The sequence below is a fragment of the Paenibacillus sp. FSL F4-0122 genome, from assembly GCF_038002845.1.
Taxonomy (GTDB): domain Bacteria; phylum Bacillota; class Bacilli; order Paenibacillales; family Paenibacillaceae; genus Paenibacillus_AQ; species Paenibacillus_AQ odorifer.
This window is the reverse complement of record NZ_JBBODI010000001.1, coordinates 5173924-5188487: the sequence shown is the minus strand read 5'-3', so window position 1 is coordinate 5188487 and position 14564 is coordinate 5173924. Positions and strand designations below refer to the sequence as shown.

Sequence of the window (14564 nt, the reverse complement as noted above, 5' to 3'; positions counted from 1 at the left end):
CGCTAACGGTTAATCGTTCTGCATAAGGAGATCACGGTTCTTCTCGAGCGTTCCCCTCAGCCGCAAAATAGCTTTGGAATGCAACTGCGAAATTCTTGAAGGAGATAACGACATGACCTCTGCAATCTCACTTAAAGATAAATCTTCATAATATAAAAGGGACACAACGGTCCTTTCTTTCACCGTTAATTTCTCAATACCTTTGGTGAGCGCTTCGCGCAAGTAGAATTCATTTACCTTGCTATCCGGATTCTTAGCTTTATCGTCCACCAGTATGGACATTCGGGTCTCTGATTCCTCTTCACGAATCGGGTCTTCCAGTGAGCAAAGTGACATCACAGCCACATCCTGCAACATATTTTGAAATTCCAGTTCACTAATATTAAGGTATTGGCTCATTTCCTCGTCACTAACTGACCTTAAGTGCTTCTGCTCCAGCTGCTGATAAGCGTCCTCGATTTTTTTAGCTTTTTCCCGAACGGATCTAGGTACCCAATCACTTTGGCGTAATGAATCTAATATCGCACCACGCACACGCCAGGACGCATAGGTCTGAAATTGCAATCCTCGTTTGTAGTCGAATTTCTCAATCGCATCAATTAGTCCCATAACCCCATTGCTGGCTAAATCATCTTTGGATACATTTTTGGGTAATCCCACAGCCAAACGACTGGATACATAATCAACAATATGGAGATAACTCTCTATCAGCTTCTTTTTGGCTTCAGGGTCTCTGTGTTCTTTCCACTGTTCCCATAGCTCGTCAGTTTCCAATTGAGAAGCTTTACGCTCGTTCAATAGCTTTCACCCTTCCCAAAGTTTAGTCAGCGAGCATTCGCGGCGAAATGTACCTTCCAATAAGATCACCGATTCCGCCTCAGCCCTCACTTATTCTTCTTTCAGGTGACGAACGGCCTTGGCCAATTCTTCAGGATCCTTCATCGAAACTAGCTTAGGAGGTGTAAGAGGCTTAAATCCCTCGCTATTTTCGTTTCCTTGTCCTGGCTTCGGTTTTAGTAGATTGATTAATTCTTCATCCTCATTAGGGGTGCTGATGTCCAGCTTCGCCCCAAGTTCTTCACCGCCAGTGTCCACTTCATCCGGAGGCGATGTTTGAATCATAATAAAACCCAATACCCATCTTAAGAGAAAAGCAAGCAGAAACCAGATGATAAATGCAATTAGGCTTCTTAATAAACTAGTACCCAATACATTGTTACTGTAGGTTACAAAAAAGGTAAATATGAAACCTACCAAACCCGACACCAAGTTTATCAAAATGTTTCCAATCATATTCATAATTATAGTTCCTTAGCGCCTTTTTGCACACTGCGAATAAACAATATACCAGTGTTGCAGGCTATTTCTATCGTACGGCCATAATTGCCGCCTGTGTCTTCTGCGATTAACGGAATTTTTAAATTTTCAAGTGCTAGTTTACAAGATTCAACATTACGAGGCCCGATCCTCATGGTGTCGCTCCCCCCGGCAAAGGCAAACATTTGTGAACCTCCGGCCATCTTGGCTACGATCCGGCTCCGAACCGCCCCAAGCTCTAGCAGACGGGATAAGAGCTCCGGCACTGCGGTATCTGCAAACTTAGCGATGTTTAACTGCCCTTCCCTAGCAATCTCAGATGATGGGAGCATCACATGCGCCATCCCTGCGAGCTTTTTTCCAGGGTCAAACAATGTTAATCCCACGCAGGAGCCAAGACCTGTGGTACGAATTAAACTATCTTGGCTGCCAACGTTAAGATCCGCCATCCCTACTTTAATAATGCTTTGTTCTTCAATCATTTTCAAAAGGAACTCCTAGCGATTTGAAGATTTTCGGGAATGATTCCGGATCGGGAATAAGGAAAAATTGCCCTTCAATTTCGTTTTTCCCCTCAAAGAAGGTAGTGTCGATCAACAATGCATCGTCCCCCATCTGCCCGAATTGCAGCAGACCGTAGCTAAGGATGGCGCCAGCCATGTCCATAGCAAGGGCCGGAACCGTTGGATACATAGAAAGTGAGGTGAAGTCTGCTAGAGAAGAAAGATATGAACCTGCCAAAATATTGCCAATTTCGCTTAGCGCAGAAAGTTCCATTTCTCCAAGCTCTTCATCACTCGACAGCTCAATGCCTGCAATACGACTAAGCAAGTTCATTGCCGCTTCTGGTGACAGAATGAAAAACAGGTTACCTGGAGCTTCACCCTCCACACGTAGAAACACCGCATATACTAGTTCTTCGGCTCCGCCAACTTTATCAGTAATTTCCTCAAAGTTAAGGAGCTGTACCTTAGGAACAGCCATATCTATCGGCTTGTTCAAGAGCTGTGATAATGCGGTGGCTGCATTTCCAGCTCCAATGTTCCCAACTTCCTTAAGCACATCCATTTTGAAATCCTTATAGTGCTTAAATAGTTCCACAGGTTAGCCCTCTAGGCTTTCTAATTGAACGATTTCGCTTTTGTTAAGCACTTCTGACAAGTTGAGCATAATCAGTAAGCGCTCGTCCCCAATCTTGGCCACCCCATCCAAATACTTTGCCTTGATGCCGCCAACAACATCAGGAGGTGTATCAATAGAATCTCTGTTCAGATCTATAACATCATTTGCAGAGTCTACAATGAAGCCTACTTCCATTTCATTAACAGATACGATGATGATTCTTGTCTGATCGGTGTGTTCAGCCTCTTCGATACCGAAACGGCCCCGAAGATCAATTACAGGAATAACAACACCACGTAAATTAATTACACCTTTGATAAATGAATAGGTCTTAGGTACACGAGTTATGGGCATCATACGCTCAATAGTTTGTACCTTTTCAACTTCAATTCCATATTCCTCTACGCCTAATTTGAACACTATCACTTTAATATCTTCAGCCATGGAATGAACCTCCCTGTTCTATCCTAGTTATTTAATAAAAGCGTTGGGATCAATAATAAGTGCTACTTGACCATCACCAAGAATGGTTGCGCCAGATATTCCTTGTACTTCAGGCAAATATTTACCCAAATTCTTGATCACAATCTCGTTCTGGCCAATAAAATCCTGTACCGCTAAGGCAACTAGCCTTTCTCCTTTACGCACAACCACGATTTCTGTTTCTTCTTCAGTACTCTCATCATAATCAGGCACCGAAAAGAGACGGCTAAGAGAAACCAGTGGAATATGCGAATCACGGAATTCCACCATTTTATTGCCATGAATTGTACGAATCTGGGATTGCTTCACGATTCCGGTTTCCACTATGGAGGTCAAAGGAATGGCATACTTCTCAGAGCCTAAACGGATAAGCATTGCAGCAATGATAGATAGAGTAAGAGGCAGCTGCACTGAGAAATTAGTTCCTTTACCTGGAGACGAATAAATCGTTACATTGCCGCCTAAAGAAGAGATCTTAGATTTCACTACATCCAGCCCTACCCCGCGGCCTGAAACATCAGAAATGACCTCTGCTGTACTGAAACCTGGTGCAAACAACAACTGAAAAGCTTCATCATCCGACATACTGGCTGCCTGCTCTTGTGTTATAACACCCTTCTTCACAGCAGATTTCAGAACCTTCTCTGGATAAATCCCTGTTCCATCTTCCTCGATCTCAATAAAGACGTGATTACCACTGTGGAAAGCCCGCAAATAGACCGTTCCGGTCTCCGACTTACCAGCAGCAACACGATCTGCAATAGATTCGATACCATGGTCAACTGCATTACGCAATAAATGCACCAGCGGATCACCGATTTCATCAATGACCGTACGGTCTAGCTCAGTTTCTGCTCCTGTGATGATAAGATCTACTTTTTTGTCTAGTGACTTGGCTAGATCACGAATCATACGTGGGAATCGGTTAAATACTGTATCTACTGGAACCATCCGCAGCTTCATTACAATATTCTGGAGATCTCCACTTACCCGGCCCATATGCTCAACCGTTTCCGTGAGATCACCGTTTTGAACCTCAGAAGCCAGCTGTTCCAAACGAACACGGTCGATAAGAAGTTCACTGAATAAATTCATCAACACGTCCAAACGTTCAATATCTACACGAATGGTACGTGACGGTGCCCCACCTGTTTTGTGAGCTGCCGGTTTGTTACCCTCTTCTTTGGTTGGCAGTGGTTTAGCGGCAGAAGCGGCAGGTGCAGCTGCTGCTGGCGCCTCAGTAGTCGTGGCTGCCACTTCAGAGGCTGCTGCTGCTTCCTGACCCAGCTGTTGCAGAGAATCTTGATCCAATGCTACTGCCGATACCTTGTCAATCTCAGACAGATTTAGAATCATAGCCTGAATTTGATCAGCACTTTTTTGAGTTATGTAATAGAGAGAGAAGCTTTGATCAAATTTCTCTTGTTCAATATCCTGAACGGATGGGAAGGATTTAACCACTTCACCTGAACGCTCCAAAAGATCAAACACCATATATGCACGTACTGCCTTAAGCTGACAATCCTTGCGAATGGTTACGTCCACATATAATACTTGATGTCCTTCTTGAATCGACTGTTCTAGAACAGAAAATTGAAACTCATCTAAATGAATCGGGGTTTCAACCGCTTGTGCAGCAGGTCCTGAGACAGAAGCTGCCTCGCCACCCGCAACAGGAATCTCTCCCCGGACTATAGCCTGTAAGGAGGAGACGATAGACGAAACATCCGCTTTACCCTCGCCTCCTCCCGTAATATCCTCAACCATAGACTCCAAGGCATCCAAACTTTTGAACAACGTATCAAAAATGAAATCCTGCATGCGCAGTTTGTTGTTGCGTACCAAATCAAGAACATTTTCCATTTGGTGTGTGAGTGAAGCCAAATCTTCAAAGCCCATAGTTGCTGCCATACCTTTTAAGGTGTGCGCAGAGCGGAATATTACCTGTACAATACTAATGTCCTCAGGATTCGCTTCCAGCCCCATCATGCTCTCGTTCAATGACTGCAGATGATCGTTCGACTCATCAATAAACATGGATAAATATTGGTTCATGTCCATCAGTGAGCACCTCCCCTTTGAGTTCGCTTTTCTGTTATTTAACAGCTTGCACCAGCCTTGGAGCAATTTCTTGCAAAGGCAGTACGTGCTGGACGCACTGTAATTCCACCGCAGATCGCGGCATTCCATATACGACACAAGTTTCTTCGCTTTCAGCAAAGGTTGAGGTTACCCCAGAGTCGTATAAGGACTTCATCATTCTTGCCCCGTCACTACCCATCCCTGTCATTAGTAACAGATGACGTTCTAACGATGTGAGCGGCAGCAATGATTCAAATAAAACATCCACAGAAGGTCGATGGCCATTACGCGCCTCTTCCTTTGTGAGTACAACCGCATATTGCCCTCTAGAGGATGGGACAACTTGTAAATGATAGCCTCCAGGTGCTATATAAGCAGCTCCTTTTTGCAATATCATCCCCTGCTCAGCTTCAAGCACTTCTAGCGGGCTGAAGGTATTCAGTCGCTGAGCTAGTGATTTGGTAAAGTTAGGCGGCATATGCTGCACGATAACAATAGGCGCTGGAAAATCCGCAGGAATCTTCTCCAGAAATACCTTTAGAGCACGTGGTCCACCTGTAGAGCACCCCACAGCAACCAACTTTTGCAGATCATTACTCCCATACTTCCGGACCTGAGGATTTGCAGGAGCGTCAGAAGACACTTCCACTTTAGGCAACGGTTTTGGTGGGGTAGGGTTATTCTCTACTCGAGACCTTGCATTACTCTTTGCCGATAAAGGTGGTGGAGTAGAGATTAATGGTTTGGCTGCTCTTTTAGGAACAGTATGATCTAACGGCTGCTTCACCCGCGTTTTTTTGGTCACTTCATTTTTGAGTGAAGCTTTAGGTTCTACCTTGGGTTTGCCGGGCATCACTCTCGGTACAGTTGGCGGTGCGACTTCTACTGGCGGTATGTCTGGCAACTTAAATGCAGAAGCACGTGCTTCGCGCTGCTCCCGGGCCATCATAGCCTCTTTCATTTGTTCCCTTAAGGATTCTCCCACTCCCATGATATCCTGAGAGTTGGTAATCGAAGGTTTACGAATAAAGTCAAAAGCGCCCCATTCCAGTGCAAGAATGGTTTCCTTCATGCCCTCTTCATTGATCCCTGACAGCATAATCACTGGCAGAGGGTCTGAGGCCATTATTATTTTCAGCGCTTCCAGGCCGTTCATTTCTGGCATTTCTACATCCATAGTAACCAGATCTGGACGAAGCTCATTGATTTTTTCGATAGCCTCACGACCGTTTTTTGCTGTTGCCGTCACCTGAAAGTCAGCGTCATTTTCAATTAAATCGGAAATGATCTTGCGCATAAATGCCGAATCATCAACAACCAATACTTTATATGGCTTCATATCATTTCCACCTCTGTCCCAAATTCAGAACAACTATTTACTCCGCTTTAACCATTTATGGATAAAGCCTTTAATCCCTTGGACTTTTGTGGTCTTTTTAGAATCAATGGTCAAATAACTTAGAGCAAGCCGATGTATATCTTTTGCAGCAATACTGTTTGGAAAAGCCAATGTGAATGGTGTTTGCCTTTTGACAGCTTGCACTACATGGGCATCTGAGCTTATATGACCAAGATAAGAAATATCTAATTGCAAAAAACGACTGGCGGCCATTCGGATCTTATCGCTTGTCGCTATGGCTTCCCTTTCATCACCTGCCTGGTTCACAATCAATTTAAAGGAAGTCTCAGGATAGGAACGATTCACAACCTTCATTAATGCGTATGCATCTGTGATAGCTGTTGGTTCTGGTGTAGTAACCACTAGGCAATCGTCGGCAGAAGTTATAAACTTCATCGTTTCCTTAGATAATCCAGCACCAGTATCGAACAAAATATAATCCATGCTGTCCGCGATAAGTGTTATCTGATTTGTGAAATAATCAAGATCAGACTCTGAAAGCGTGAATAGCTCATCCATTCCAGAGCCACCTGCTATAAAAGGGAGCGAATTCGGACCGTATTGAATAATCTGCTCGATATCCGCTTCTCTTTTTAACAAATGATAAAGATTATATCTCGCCGATACGCCCATCAACACATCTATATTAGCCATGCCGATATCTGCATCGAACAGCAAAACCCGTTTGCCCATAGCCTTTAAAGTTAGAGCGAAGTTAAGTGTAAAATTCGACTTACCAACGCCCCCTTTACCACTACACACCGTAATGATCCTGGCGGATGATCCCCCTCTTACAGCTACTTTAGAATCCTGACTGGATACAAGCTGTCTTAAGGATTGTGCCTGATCCATCATGGTTCACCTGTTCCAAGAAGCAACTCACTCAGCTGTCCTTTGGTAGCCATAAGCAGGTCATCAGGAACATTTTGACCATCGGTCATATAAGACAAGGTAAGCGGGAAGTCATTCAGGACATTAAAGAGCGGGCCGTAACTCCCCGTCTCATCCAGCTTTGTGAAAATAACCTTATCCAGCCTATATCTGCCGAAATGCTCTGCAATAAGTTTCATATCACGGCTTTTCGAGGTCAAGCTAAGCACAAGATAAGTTTCACTTCTCAATTCCTTCGCAAGCAAGCTTTGCAGTTCGGCTACTAGCATATCATTACGATAATTTCGGCCAGCTGTATCCATTAATACTAGATCACAACTCTCCAAGCGAAAGAGTGCTCTTTGCAAATCTCCTGGCGATTGGACAACCTCCAATGGAACATTGAGAATAGCAGCGTAGGTTCGCAACTGTTCCACAGCTGAGATTCTATACGTATCGGAGGTGATAAAACCTACCTTGCGTCCGTGCTTAAATAGCTGTTCTGCCGCAAGCTTAGCTATGGTTGTGGTCTTTCCAACTCCAGTGGGTCCGGCAATATATACAATTTGAGTATCCCGGGCAATTCCATCAGCAATTCGTCCCGTCAGGAAACCATCAATCTGTTCTTTAAGAGATCCCATAAATTTCTCTGGTCCCCAAGTACGCCCTTCATCCACCCAACGTTCCGAGATGTTACTGATCCATTCCTCAACAAGCACAGCATCCATTTCTTGCTCTAATAAAAGATCCCGTAGCTCCTGCAGACTGTCTGGCAGTTCTCTTCCACCTGAGGATTGTCTGGCAATTCGCTCCATCCAGAGCTTCATATCTCTAATCTCACGAAGAACATCATTTTCGAGAGCAGTGGCAACCTCTGGCGATTGTTCTAATCCTAATGATTCATACAACGCTGATATAGAAGGTGCATCTTCCAGATTTAATTCAGGAAGTTTTTGCTCAGGTTCTGGCTCCGGATGCTTGGCTATCGATTCTTGTACATTGATAGCTTCCGATAAGGCTGCAGCAATCTCTGCAAACGTCCGTGACTCTTCTGGCTTTTCTAATGAAACAGAAGGTACGGAAGGTATAGAAGGTGTAGAAGGTGTAGTGGAAGCAGATGAAGCTTTTTGATAAGCCTGTGGTACTGCACTCCGTGGAATGTTCATCGCTGGCGCAGCCGGCTTTTTTGGAACATTATTCTTCTCTGCCTTTTCTACTGCTGCTACAACTTCTATTTTTTTCTTCTTAAATAACCCTAAAAATCCGCCGATTTTGATTTCCTTTGTACTTAAAATGACGGCCTCGCTCCCAAGCTCGTTGCGAATGGAAAGCATGGCGTCAGGCATCGAATCGACCACGTAACGCTTCACTCTCATAAATTCACCACTCCGACGCTTTGTATTTCAATGTTAGGCTCTAGCTCGCTATAAGACAGTACAGGAATATCCTGCATCGTTCGTTCAATCACCTGCCGCAAATACATACGAATGGTTGGTGATGTGAGCACTATTGGCTGTTGCCCTGTCTGCAGCAATCGATTAATCTGTTCACTTAACCGCTGATAGATCGTTTGTGTCGAAGTTGGATCTAGTGCCAAATAACTTCCCTGTTCAGATTGCTGCACACTCTCGGAAATTTTCTTTTCAAGATTAGGCCCCACCGTGATGACTTTCAGCGTCTCTCCTACTTGTGAGAATTGCTGGGTAATCTGTCTGGACAAGGACTGACGAACATATTCAGTGAGAATATCAGGATCCTTGGTGTATGTCCCATAATCCGCCAATGTCTCAAAAATCGTAACCAAATCTCTGATCGATATTTTTTCACGAAGCAGCTTAGCAAGAACCTTCTGCACATCCCCAATCGCCAATACGGAAGGAATAAGATCGTCGACGAGCACTGGATAATTATCCCTAAGGTTGTCCACCAGCATCTTAGTTTCTTGTCTTCCTATCAGCTCATGTCCATGACGTTTGATTAACTCCGTCAGATGTGTTGCGACAACAGATGGAGGGTCTACTACAGTATAGCCGGACAATTCAGCCCGCTCTTTAACCGATTCATCAATCCATAATGCTGGAAGCCCAAAGGATGGTTCGATGGTCTCAATACCGTTTATAGATTCATCATCATATCCTGGACTCATTGCAAGGTAATGATTAAGTAATAATTCACCACCGCCAACTGTATTTCCTTTAATTTTTATGACATATTCATTCGGTTTTAGTTGAATATTGTCGCGAATGCGAATAACAGGTACTACAAGACCCATTTCTAGGGCACATTGCCGTCGAATCATGATGATACGATCTAGCAGATCGCCTCCCTGACCTGTATCCGCCAAAGGAATAAGACCATAACCAAACTCGAATTCAATGGGATCAACTGAAAGCAAATTAATGACACTTTCCGGACTTCGTACCTCTTCAATCTGCTTCTCTTCAACAAGTTGCTCTTCGGCAATCTGTTTCTTATTTAAATTTTGTCCCATACGGTAGGCTGCAAAAGCCAGCAATCCGGCCAATGGGAGCGTTGTAATCATATGTATGGGTGTAAAGAGTCCAAGAAAAGCTACCGTAACTGCGACAATATACAACAATTTCGGATAGGACAACAACTGTCCTGTCAGCTCTTCTGCAAGATTACCTTCCGAAGAAGCTCTAGTAACAATCAAGCCGGCTGCTGTCGAAATAAGCAAAGCTGGAATTTGACTGACAAGACCGTCCCCGATGGTCAATACAGAATAAGTGGATAACGCAGTAGCAAAGTCCATCCCGTGAACCATCATACCGATAATAAATCCACCGATGAGATTGATCAGCAAGATGATAATACTCGCAATCGCGTCTCCTTTAACGAATTTACTCGCACCGTCCATGGCTCCGAAAAAATCCGCTTCGCGTTCTACGTTACGACGACGCTCACGTGCCTGGGTTTCGTTAATCATGCCTGCGTTAAGATCGGCATCAATACTCATTTGCTTACCGGGCATCGCATCCAAGGTAAATCTAGCGCCTACCTCAGCTACGCGCTCTGAACCTTTGGTGATAACAATAAACTGAACTACTACCAAGATCAGAAACACGATAAACCCAACAGCAATTTGTCCGCCAGCGATCCAGCTACCGAAAGTAGATACCACTGAACCGGCATCTCCGTAAGTCAGGATCAGTTTTGTAGTCGAGATGTTAAGTGACAGACGAAACAGTGTGGTTACTAGGAGCAATGAAGGGAAAATTGAGAATTCGAGTGCATTTTTCGTATTCATAGCAACCAGAATGATAATTAATGCGATTGAGATGTTAATAACAAGCAAAACGTCCAATAGCCAGGACGGGATAGGCAGAATCATCATAAGCACGATCCCGATGATGCCTAGCAAAACTGTTAAATCTTTAGCTTTCAATGTCCTAACCCCCCCGCCTTATCTCCTCTTACCTTTAAGCTTATATACATATGCCAGCACTTCAGCCACAGCCTGGAACAGATCATTTGGAACGACATCTCCAATCTCTGCCCTTTGGAATAATGCCCGTGCCAGCGGTTTGTTTTCCATAGTCACGACGCCGTGCTCTTTAGCCAGCTCCCGGATGCGAAGTGCTACATAATCCTGACCCTTTGCTATAATCTGCGGCGCTTCCATCTTGGTACCGTCATATTTAAGCGCAACAGCAAAGTGCGTAGGATTCGTAATGATTACATCCGCATTTGGAACTTCCTGCATCATACGCTGCATGGCCATTCTACGTTGGCGTTCCCTGATCTTACCTTTGATTAGAGGGTCACCCTCCATTTTTTTGTATTCATCCTTGATATCCTGCTTGGACATTTTCAGGCTTTTTTCATGCTCGTACTTCTGATACATGTAGTCCAGAAAAGCCATAGCCAATAGGGCAGCCCCGATTTTCAAACCAAGACTCATCGTCAGCTTGGCCGCAAATTTAAAAATCCCCTCCGCACTGATATGCGACAGGGATGCAAAGTTCTTCTTTTCTCCCCATAAAGTGCTATATACCAGATAAGCGATAATTAGAAGCTTAAATATGGATTTCAGGAACTCGACAAACGAACGCATGGAGAAAATATTTTTGAACCCTTTTATCGGATTAAGCTTGCTGAATTTAGGGGTGATCCCCTCTCCCGTGGTCATAAAGCCCACCTGCGCCAGATTGCTTACCAGCGCCATAACAAAAACTATTCCAAGTAATGGAGCTAGCAAAATCAGTATTTGTAGTCCATATTGATTAAATAGCAGCGTTATATTCTCAGGAGTAACCTCCAGTGTCATTTGATTCTGAAATACATCCATATATAGCTTCATGAAGCGCTCTTTCATAAAACCACTAAACATCATCAAGCTAACTACTGCTGATAACAACACAACTGCACCGGATAGCTCAGCACTTTTGGCTACTTGACCCTTTTTACGAGCATCTTGCCGTTTCTTCGGGGTTGCTTTTTCCGTCTTTTCACCGGCGAATTGTTGAAGATCCAGTCTATACCGCTTCGTCTTAGGCATAATACGCTCCCCTTACGGTCACCTACGGACTCTTCCCCATGAGATTCAATAAATTCTCCATGGATTCGAACATGATATCGAAGAGATTCTGAAACAGCACAGCCAGACCAGGCATCAGCACTAAAAGCAGTGCAAGACCTATAATGATTTTGAGCGGAACCCCAATAACAAATACATTATATTGCGGAGCCGTTCTCGCCAAGAAAGCAAGGCCAACATCAGTCAGAAACAGCGCAGTTACTAAAGGAGCCGACATTTGAAAAGCGAGTACAAAGGACTGAGCAAATGTTCGAACCAGAAACTCTGATAAACTCCCGTCAATCATGCCTAGAAATAAATCGTTATTCATAGGAACCCATTTATAACTGTACACAATAGCATCTAGCAGATGGTGATGACCATTCATGCTCAGAAACATTAGCAGGGCTATCATATATTTGAAATTACCAAGAATTGGAGCAGACGTTCCAGTCATAGGATCGATAACATTAGCAATACCGAAGCCAATCTGAATATCAATAAATGAACCTGCTGTCTGAATCGCCATAAACATCAAATATCCAACGAAACCTAGCAATAATCCTATTAATACCTCTCTGGCAATCAGCAAAATATAACTGAAATCCTGCGGGATCGTAAGCCCTGTTCCGTTAGCACTAAAGACAACCAATGCTACAAAAAAAGAAATGCCAATCTTAAAGGTTGTCGGGACCCCTTGTGAAGAAAATACAGGAACGACAACAAAAAAAGCGGTTATTCGACAAAAAATAAGCAAAAAGACGGGTAAACTTTGCAGTATGGTCTCCATGTTCATTGATTAACCAATATACATATAGAGATTACCCAAAATTTGGCTTGTAAAGTCAATCAGCTTCGTGATGATCCACGGACCAAATAGCAATAAAGCCAATAGCACTGCGACGATTTTGGGAACAAACGCTAGCGTCTGTTCCTGAATCTGTGTCGTAGCCTGAAAAATACTGATTATTAGCCCTACCACCAGACCAAGAATCAGCATGGGTGCGCTGACTTCCAGCACTAAATATACGGCTTGGCTTGCTAGCCCGATTATAAACTCCGTACTCATCCCTCATGCCTCCTCTTTAGGTCAGGTGTTAAAACTAAGAAGTAGTGATTTAATGACTAAGTACCAGCCGTCTACCAGTACAAAGAGCATTATTTTAAAAGGTAATGAAATCATAACCGGGGGAAGCATCATCATCCCCATGGCCATCAGTGTGCTCGCCACAACAATATCAATAATCAGGAATGGTATGAAAATTAAGAAGCCCATTGTAAAAGCCTTTTTCAATTCGCCAATTGCAAAAGCTGGCACCATCACCGTCAGTGGAATATCACTGTATGTAGCCGGTTTAGTAGATCCGGTATAACCGGTGTATTTCATAAATAACAGAAGATCTTTGGTGTTCGTCTGTTTAAACATAAATTCTTTCATCGGATCAGCAGCTTTGTCAAAAGCCTCAGTCTGGGAGATTGTCCCCTTCATATACGGCTGCAACGCATTTTCATTCACTGTGGCCAGCGTTGGTGACATAATGAACAGGGTCAGAAACAGAGCAAGTCCTACCAGCACCTGGTTTGGAGGCATAGCCTGAGTACCCAGCGAGGTTCTCACAAAACCTAATACGATTACAATTCTAGTAAAGCTAGTCATAAGAACCAGAAACGCCGGAGCAATACTCAGAACCGTAACAAGAAGAAGAATTGATATGGAACTGGTACCACTGCTTGAACCTTCATTACCGACCTGAATATTAACATTAGGTATAGGATCAGCATGTATCGGCGTCATCATAACCACACTGATAATACCGAACAGCAGAATAGCAAGAATTAGCTTCTTTTTCATATATTCCTCGACTCATCCTTAGTAACATCATCCCGAAGCAGCTCTTCCATTTTCTCTTTGCGCTCTGGTGCAGAACGAAGCTTGGATTGCAGAGTCTCGTAAAAAGATGATGTTTCACTAAGTTCAATTTCCTGAGATGGAACCTCCCCACGCAGCTTTACCTTTACCTTGGCAATAAGCGGTGCGAGGAAATTATTCTGGTTAGAGGACTGATCCTCAAATGCCGCAATGATCAATGCTACCTCATCCGGATCGGTGACTTTATCCAAAATGGATATATTTTCACCAATCCCGATTAAGTAAAGACTGCTTCCCAGTTCGATAACCTGCATCGACTTATTAGGTCCAAGCCCTATTGCACCAAGCGTTCTTATAGAACGGTTGCTCATAAAGGTCTGATTACGTCGTCCAAGAAAACGAATCAGTACCACTATAAGTACAATGATTATCGCCAGGACAATAATAACTTTAAACAAATTCAGCAGGGTGTTACTGCTTCCGAGCGTTTCGGAATATAACATGACTTTATCCTACACGCCCAACGTTTTGTTAATAGCTTCGATAACCCGGTCAGCTTGGAAAGGCTTCACTATAAAGTCTTTAGCTCCTGCTTGGATTGCATCGATAACCATAGCCTGCTGGCCCATGGCTGAACACATAATAACCTTTGCAGCCGGATCTACTTTTTTGATTTCTTTCAGGGCGGCGATTCCGTCCATCTCAGGCATAGTAATATCCATCGTGATGAGGTCCGGACGCAGTTCCTTGAATTTTTCTATCGCTTGAGAACCGTCCTGAGCTTCGCCCACTACTTCAAATCCGTTTTTCGACAAAATGTCACGGATCATCATTCTCATAAATGCTGCATCGTCCACGATTAGAATTCGGTTAGCCATTTTTAC

General features: G+C 43.8%; 16 protein-coding genes. All 16 read right to left on the bottom strand.

The window, feature by feature from the left end; translation table 11 throughout:
* Window positions 1–9: 9 nt before the first annotated feature.
* Window positions 10–798: a FliA/WhiG family RNA polymerase sigma factor gene (locus MHH49_RS22665; RefSeq protein ID WP_036688498.1), complete on the bottom strand. Its 789-nt coding sequence runs from the start codon at window positions 796–798 to the stop codon at window positions 10–12.
* A 90-nt stretch (window positions 799–888) separates the two neighbouring features.
* Window positions 889–1299, bottom strand: coding sequence for a hypothetical protein (locus tag MHH49_RS22660; RefSeq protein ID WP_370510564.1), 411 nt, complete (start codon window positions 1297–1299; stop codon window positions 889–891).
* Window positions 1300–1301: 2 nt separating this feature from the next.
* Window positions 1302–1799 (bottom strand): chemotaxis protein CheD, encoded by a 498-nt coding sequence (locus MHH49_RS22655; RefSeq protein WP_036688499.1) that lies wholly within the window; start codon window positions 1797–1799, stop codon window positions 1302–1304.
* On the bottom strand, window positions 1792–2385 hold the full coding sequence (locus MHH49_RS22650) for a chemotaxis protein CheC (RefSeq protein ID WP_370510568.1): 594 nt from the start codon (window positions 2383–2385) through the stop codon (window positions 1792–1794). The genes MHH49_RS22655 and MHH49_RS22650 overlap by 8 nt, the downstream gene beginning before the upstream one ends.
* 36 nt (window positions 2386–2421) lie before the next feature.
* Window positions 2422–2883 (bottom strand): chemotaxis protein CheW, encoded by a 462-nt coding sequence (locus MHH49_RS22645; RefSeq protein ID WP_036688501.1) that lies wholly within the window; start codon window positions 2881–2883, stop codon window positions 2422–2424.
* A 27-nt stretch (window positions 2884–2910) separates the two neighbouring features.
* Complete coding sequence (locus MHH49_RS22640) at window positions 2911–4983, bottom strand: chemotaxis protein CheA (protein ID WP_341138502.1); 2073 nt, start codon at window positions 4981–4983, stop codon at window positions 2911–2913.
* Window positions 4984–5017: 34 nt separating this feature from the next.
* Window positions 5018–6343 (bottom strand): protein-glutamate methylesterase/protein-glutamine glutaminase, encoded by a 1326-nt coding sequence (locus MHH49_RS22635; protein ID WP_076100384.1) that lies wholly within the window; start codon window positions 6341–6343, stop codon window positions 5018–5020.
* A 33-nt stretch (window positions 6344–6376) separates the two neighbouring features.
* Window positions 6377–7258 (bottom strand): MinD/ParA family protein, encoded by an 882-nt coding sequence (locus MHH49_RS22630; RefSeq protein WP_038571955.1) that lies wholly within the window; start codon window positions 7256–7258, stop codon window positions 6377–6379.
* Window positions 7255–8649, bottom strand: a complete 1395-nt coding sequence (gene flhF / locus MHH49_RS22625) for a flagellar biosynthesis protein FlhF (protein ID WP_076275227.1) — start codon at window positions 8647–8649, stop codon at window positions 7255–7257. The genes MHH49_RS22630 and flhF overlap by 4 nt, the downstream gene beginning before the upstream one ends.
* The gene (gene flhA / locus MHH49_RS22620; RefSeq protein WP_036688509.1) at window positions 8646–10679 is read right to left on the bottom strand and encodes a flagellar biosynthesis protein FlhA; all 2034 of its coding nucleotides are present in this window, start codon (window positions 10677–10679) and stop codon (window positions 8646–8648) included. The genes flhF and flhA overlap by 4 nt, the downstream gene beginning before the upstream one ends.
* Before the next feature lie 18 nt (window positions 10680–10697).
* Complete coding sequence (gene flhB / locus MHH49_RS22615) at window positions 10698–11792, bottom strand: flagellar biosynthesis protein FlhB (RefSeq protein ID WP_341138501.1); 1095 nt, start codon at window positions 11790–11792, stop codon at window positions 10698–10700.
* 22 nt (window positions 11793–11814) lie between these two features.
* The gene (gene fliR / locus MHH49_RS22610) at window positions 11815–12600 is read right to left on the bottom strand and encodes a flagellar biosynthetic protein FliR (RefSeq protein WP_036688514.1); all 786 of its coding nucleotides are present in this window, start codon (window positions 12598–12600) and stop codon (window positions 11815–11817) included.
* Window positions 12601–12609: 9 nt separating this feature from the next.
* The gene (gene fliQ, locus MHH49_RS22605; RefSeq protein WP_036688516.1) at window positions 12610–12879 is read right to left on the bottom strand and encodes a flagellar biosynthesis protein FliQ; all 270 of its coding nucleotides are present in this window, start codon (window positions 12877–12879) and stop codon (window positions 12610–12612) included.
* A 21-nt stretch (window positions 12880–12900) separates the two neighbouring features.
* A complete protein-coding gene (gene fliP, locus MHH49_RS22600) occupies window positions 12901–13662 on the bottom strand; it encodes a flagellar type III secretion system pore protein FliP (protein ID WP_076100382.1) in 762 nt (253 codons plus the stop codon).
* Window positions 13659–14183: a flagellar biosynthetic protein FliO gene (locus MHH49_RS22595; protein ID WP_036688521.1), complete on the bottom strand. Its 525-nt coding sequence runs from the start codon at window positions 14181–14183 to the stop codon at window positions 13659–13661. Before MHH49_RS22595 ends, fliP begins: the two co-directional genes overlap by 4 nt.
* A 9-nt stretch (window positions 14184–14192) precedes the next feature.
* Complete coding sequence (locus MHH49_RS22590; RefSeq protein ID WP_036688523.1) at window positions 14193–14558, bottom strand: response regulator; 366 nt, start codon at window positions 14556–14558, stop codon at window positions 14193–14195.
* Between the last annotated feature and the right edge of the window lie 6 nt (window positions 14559–14564).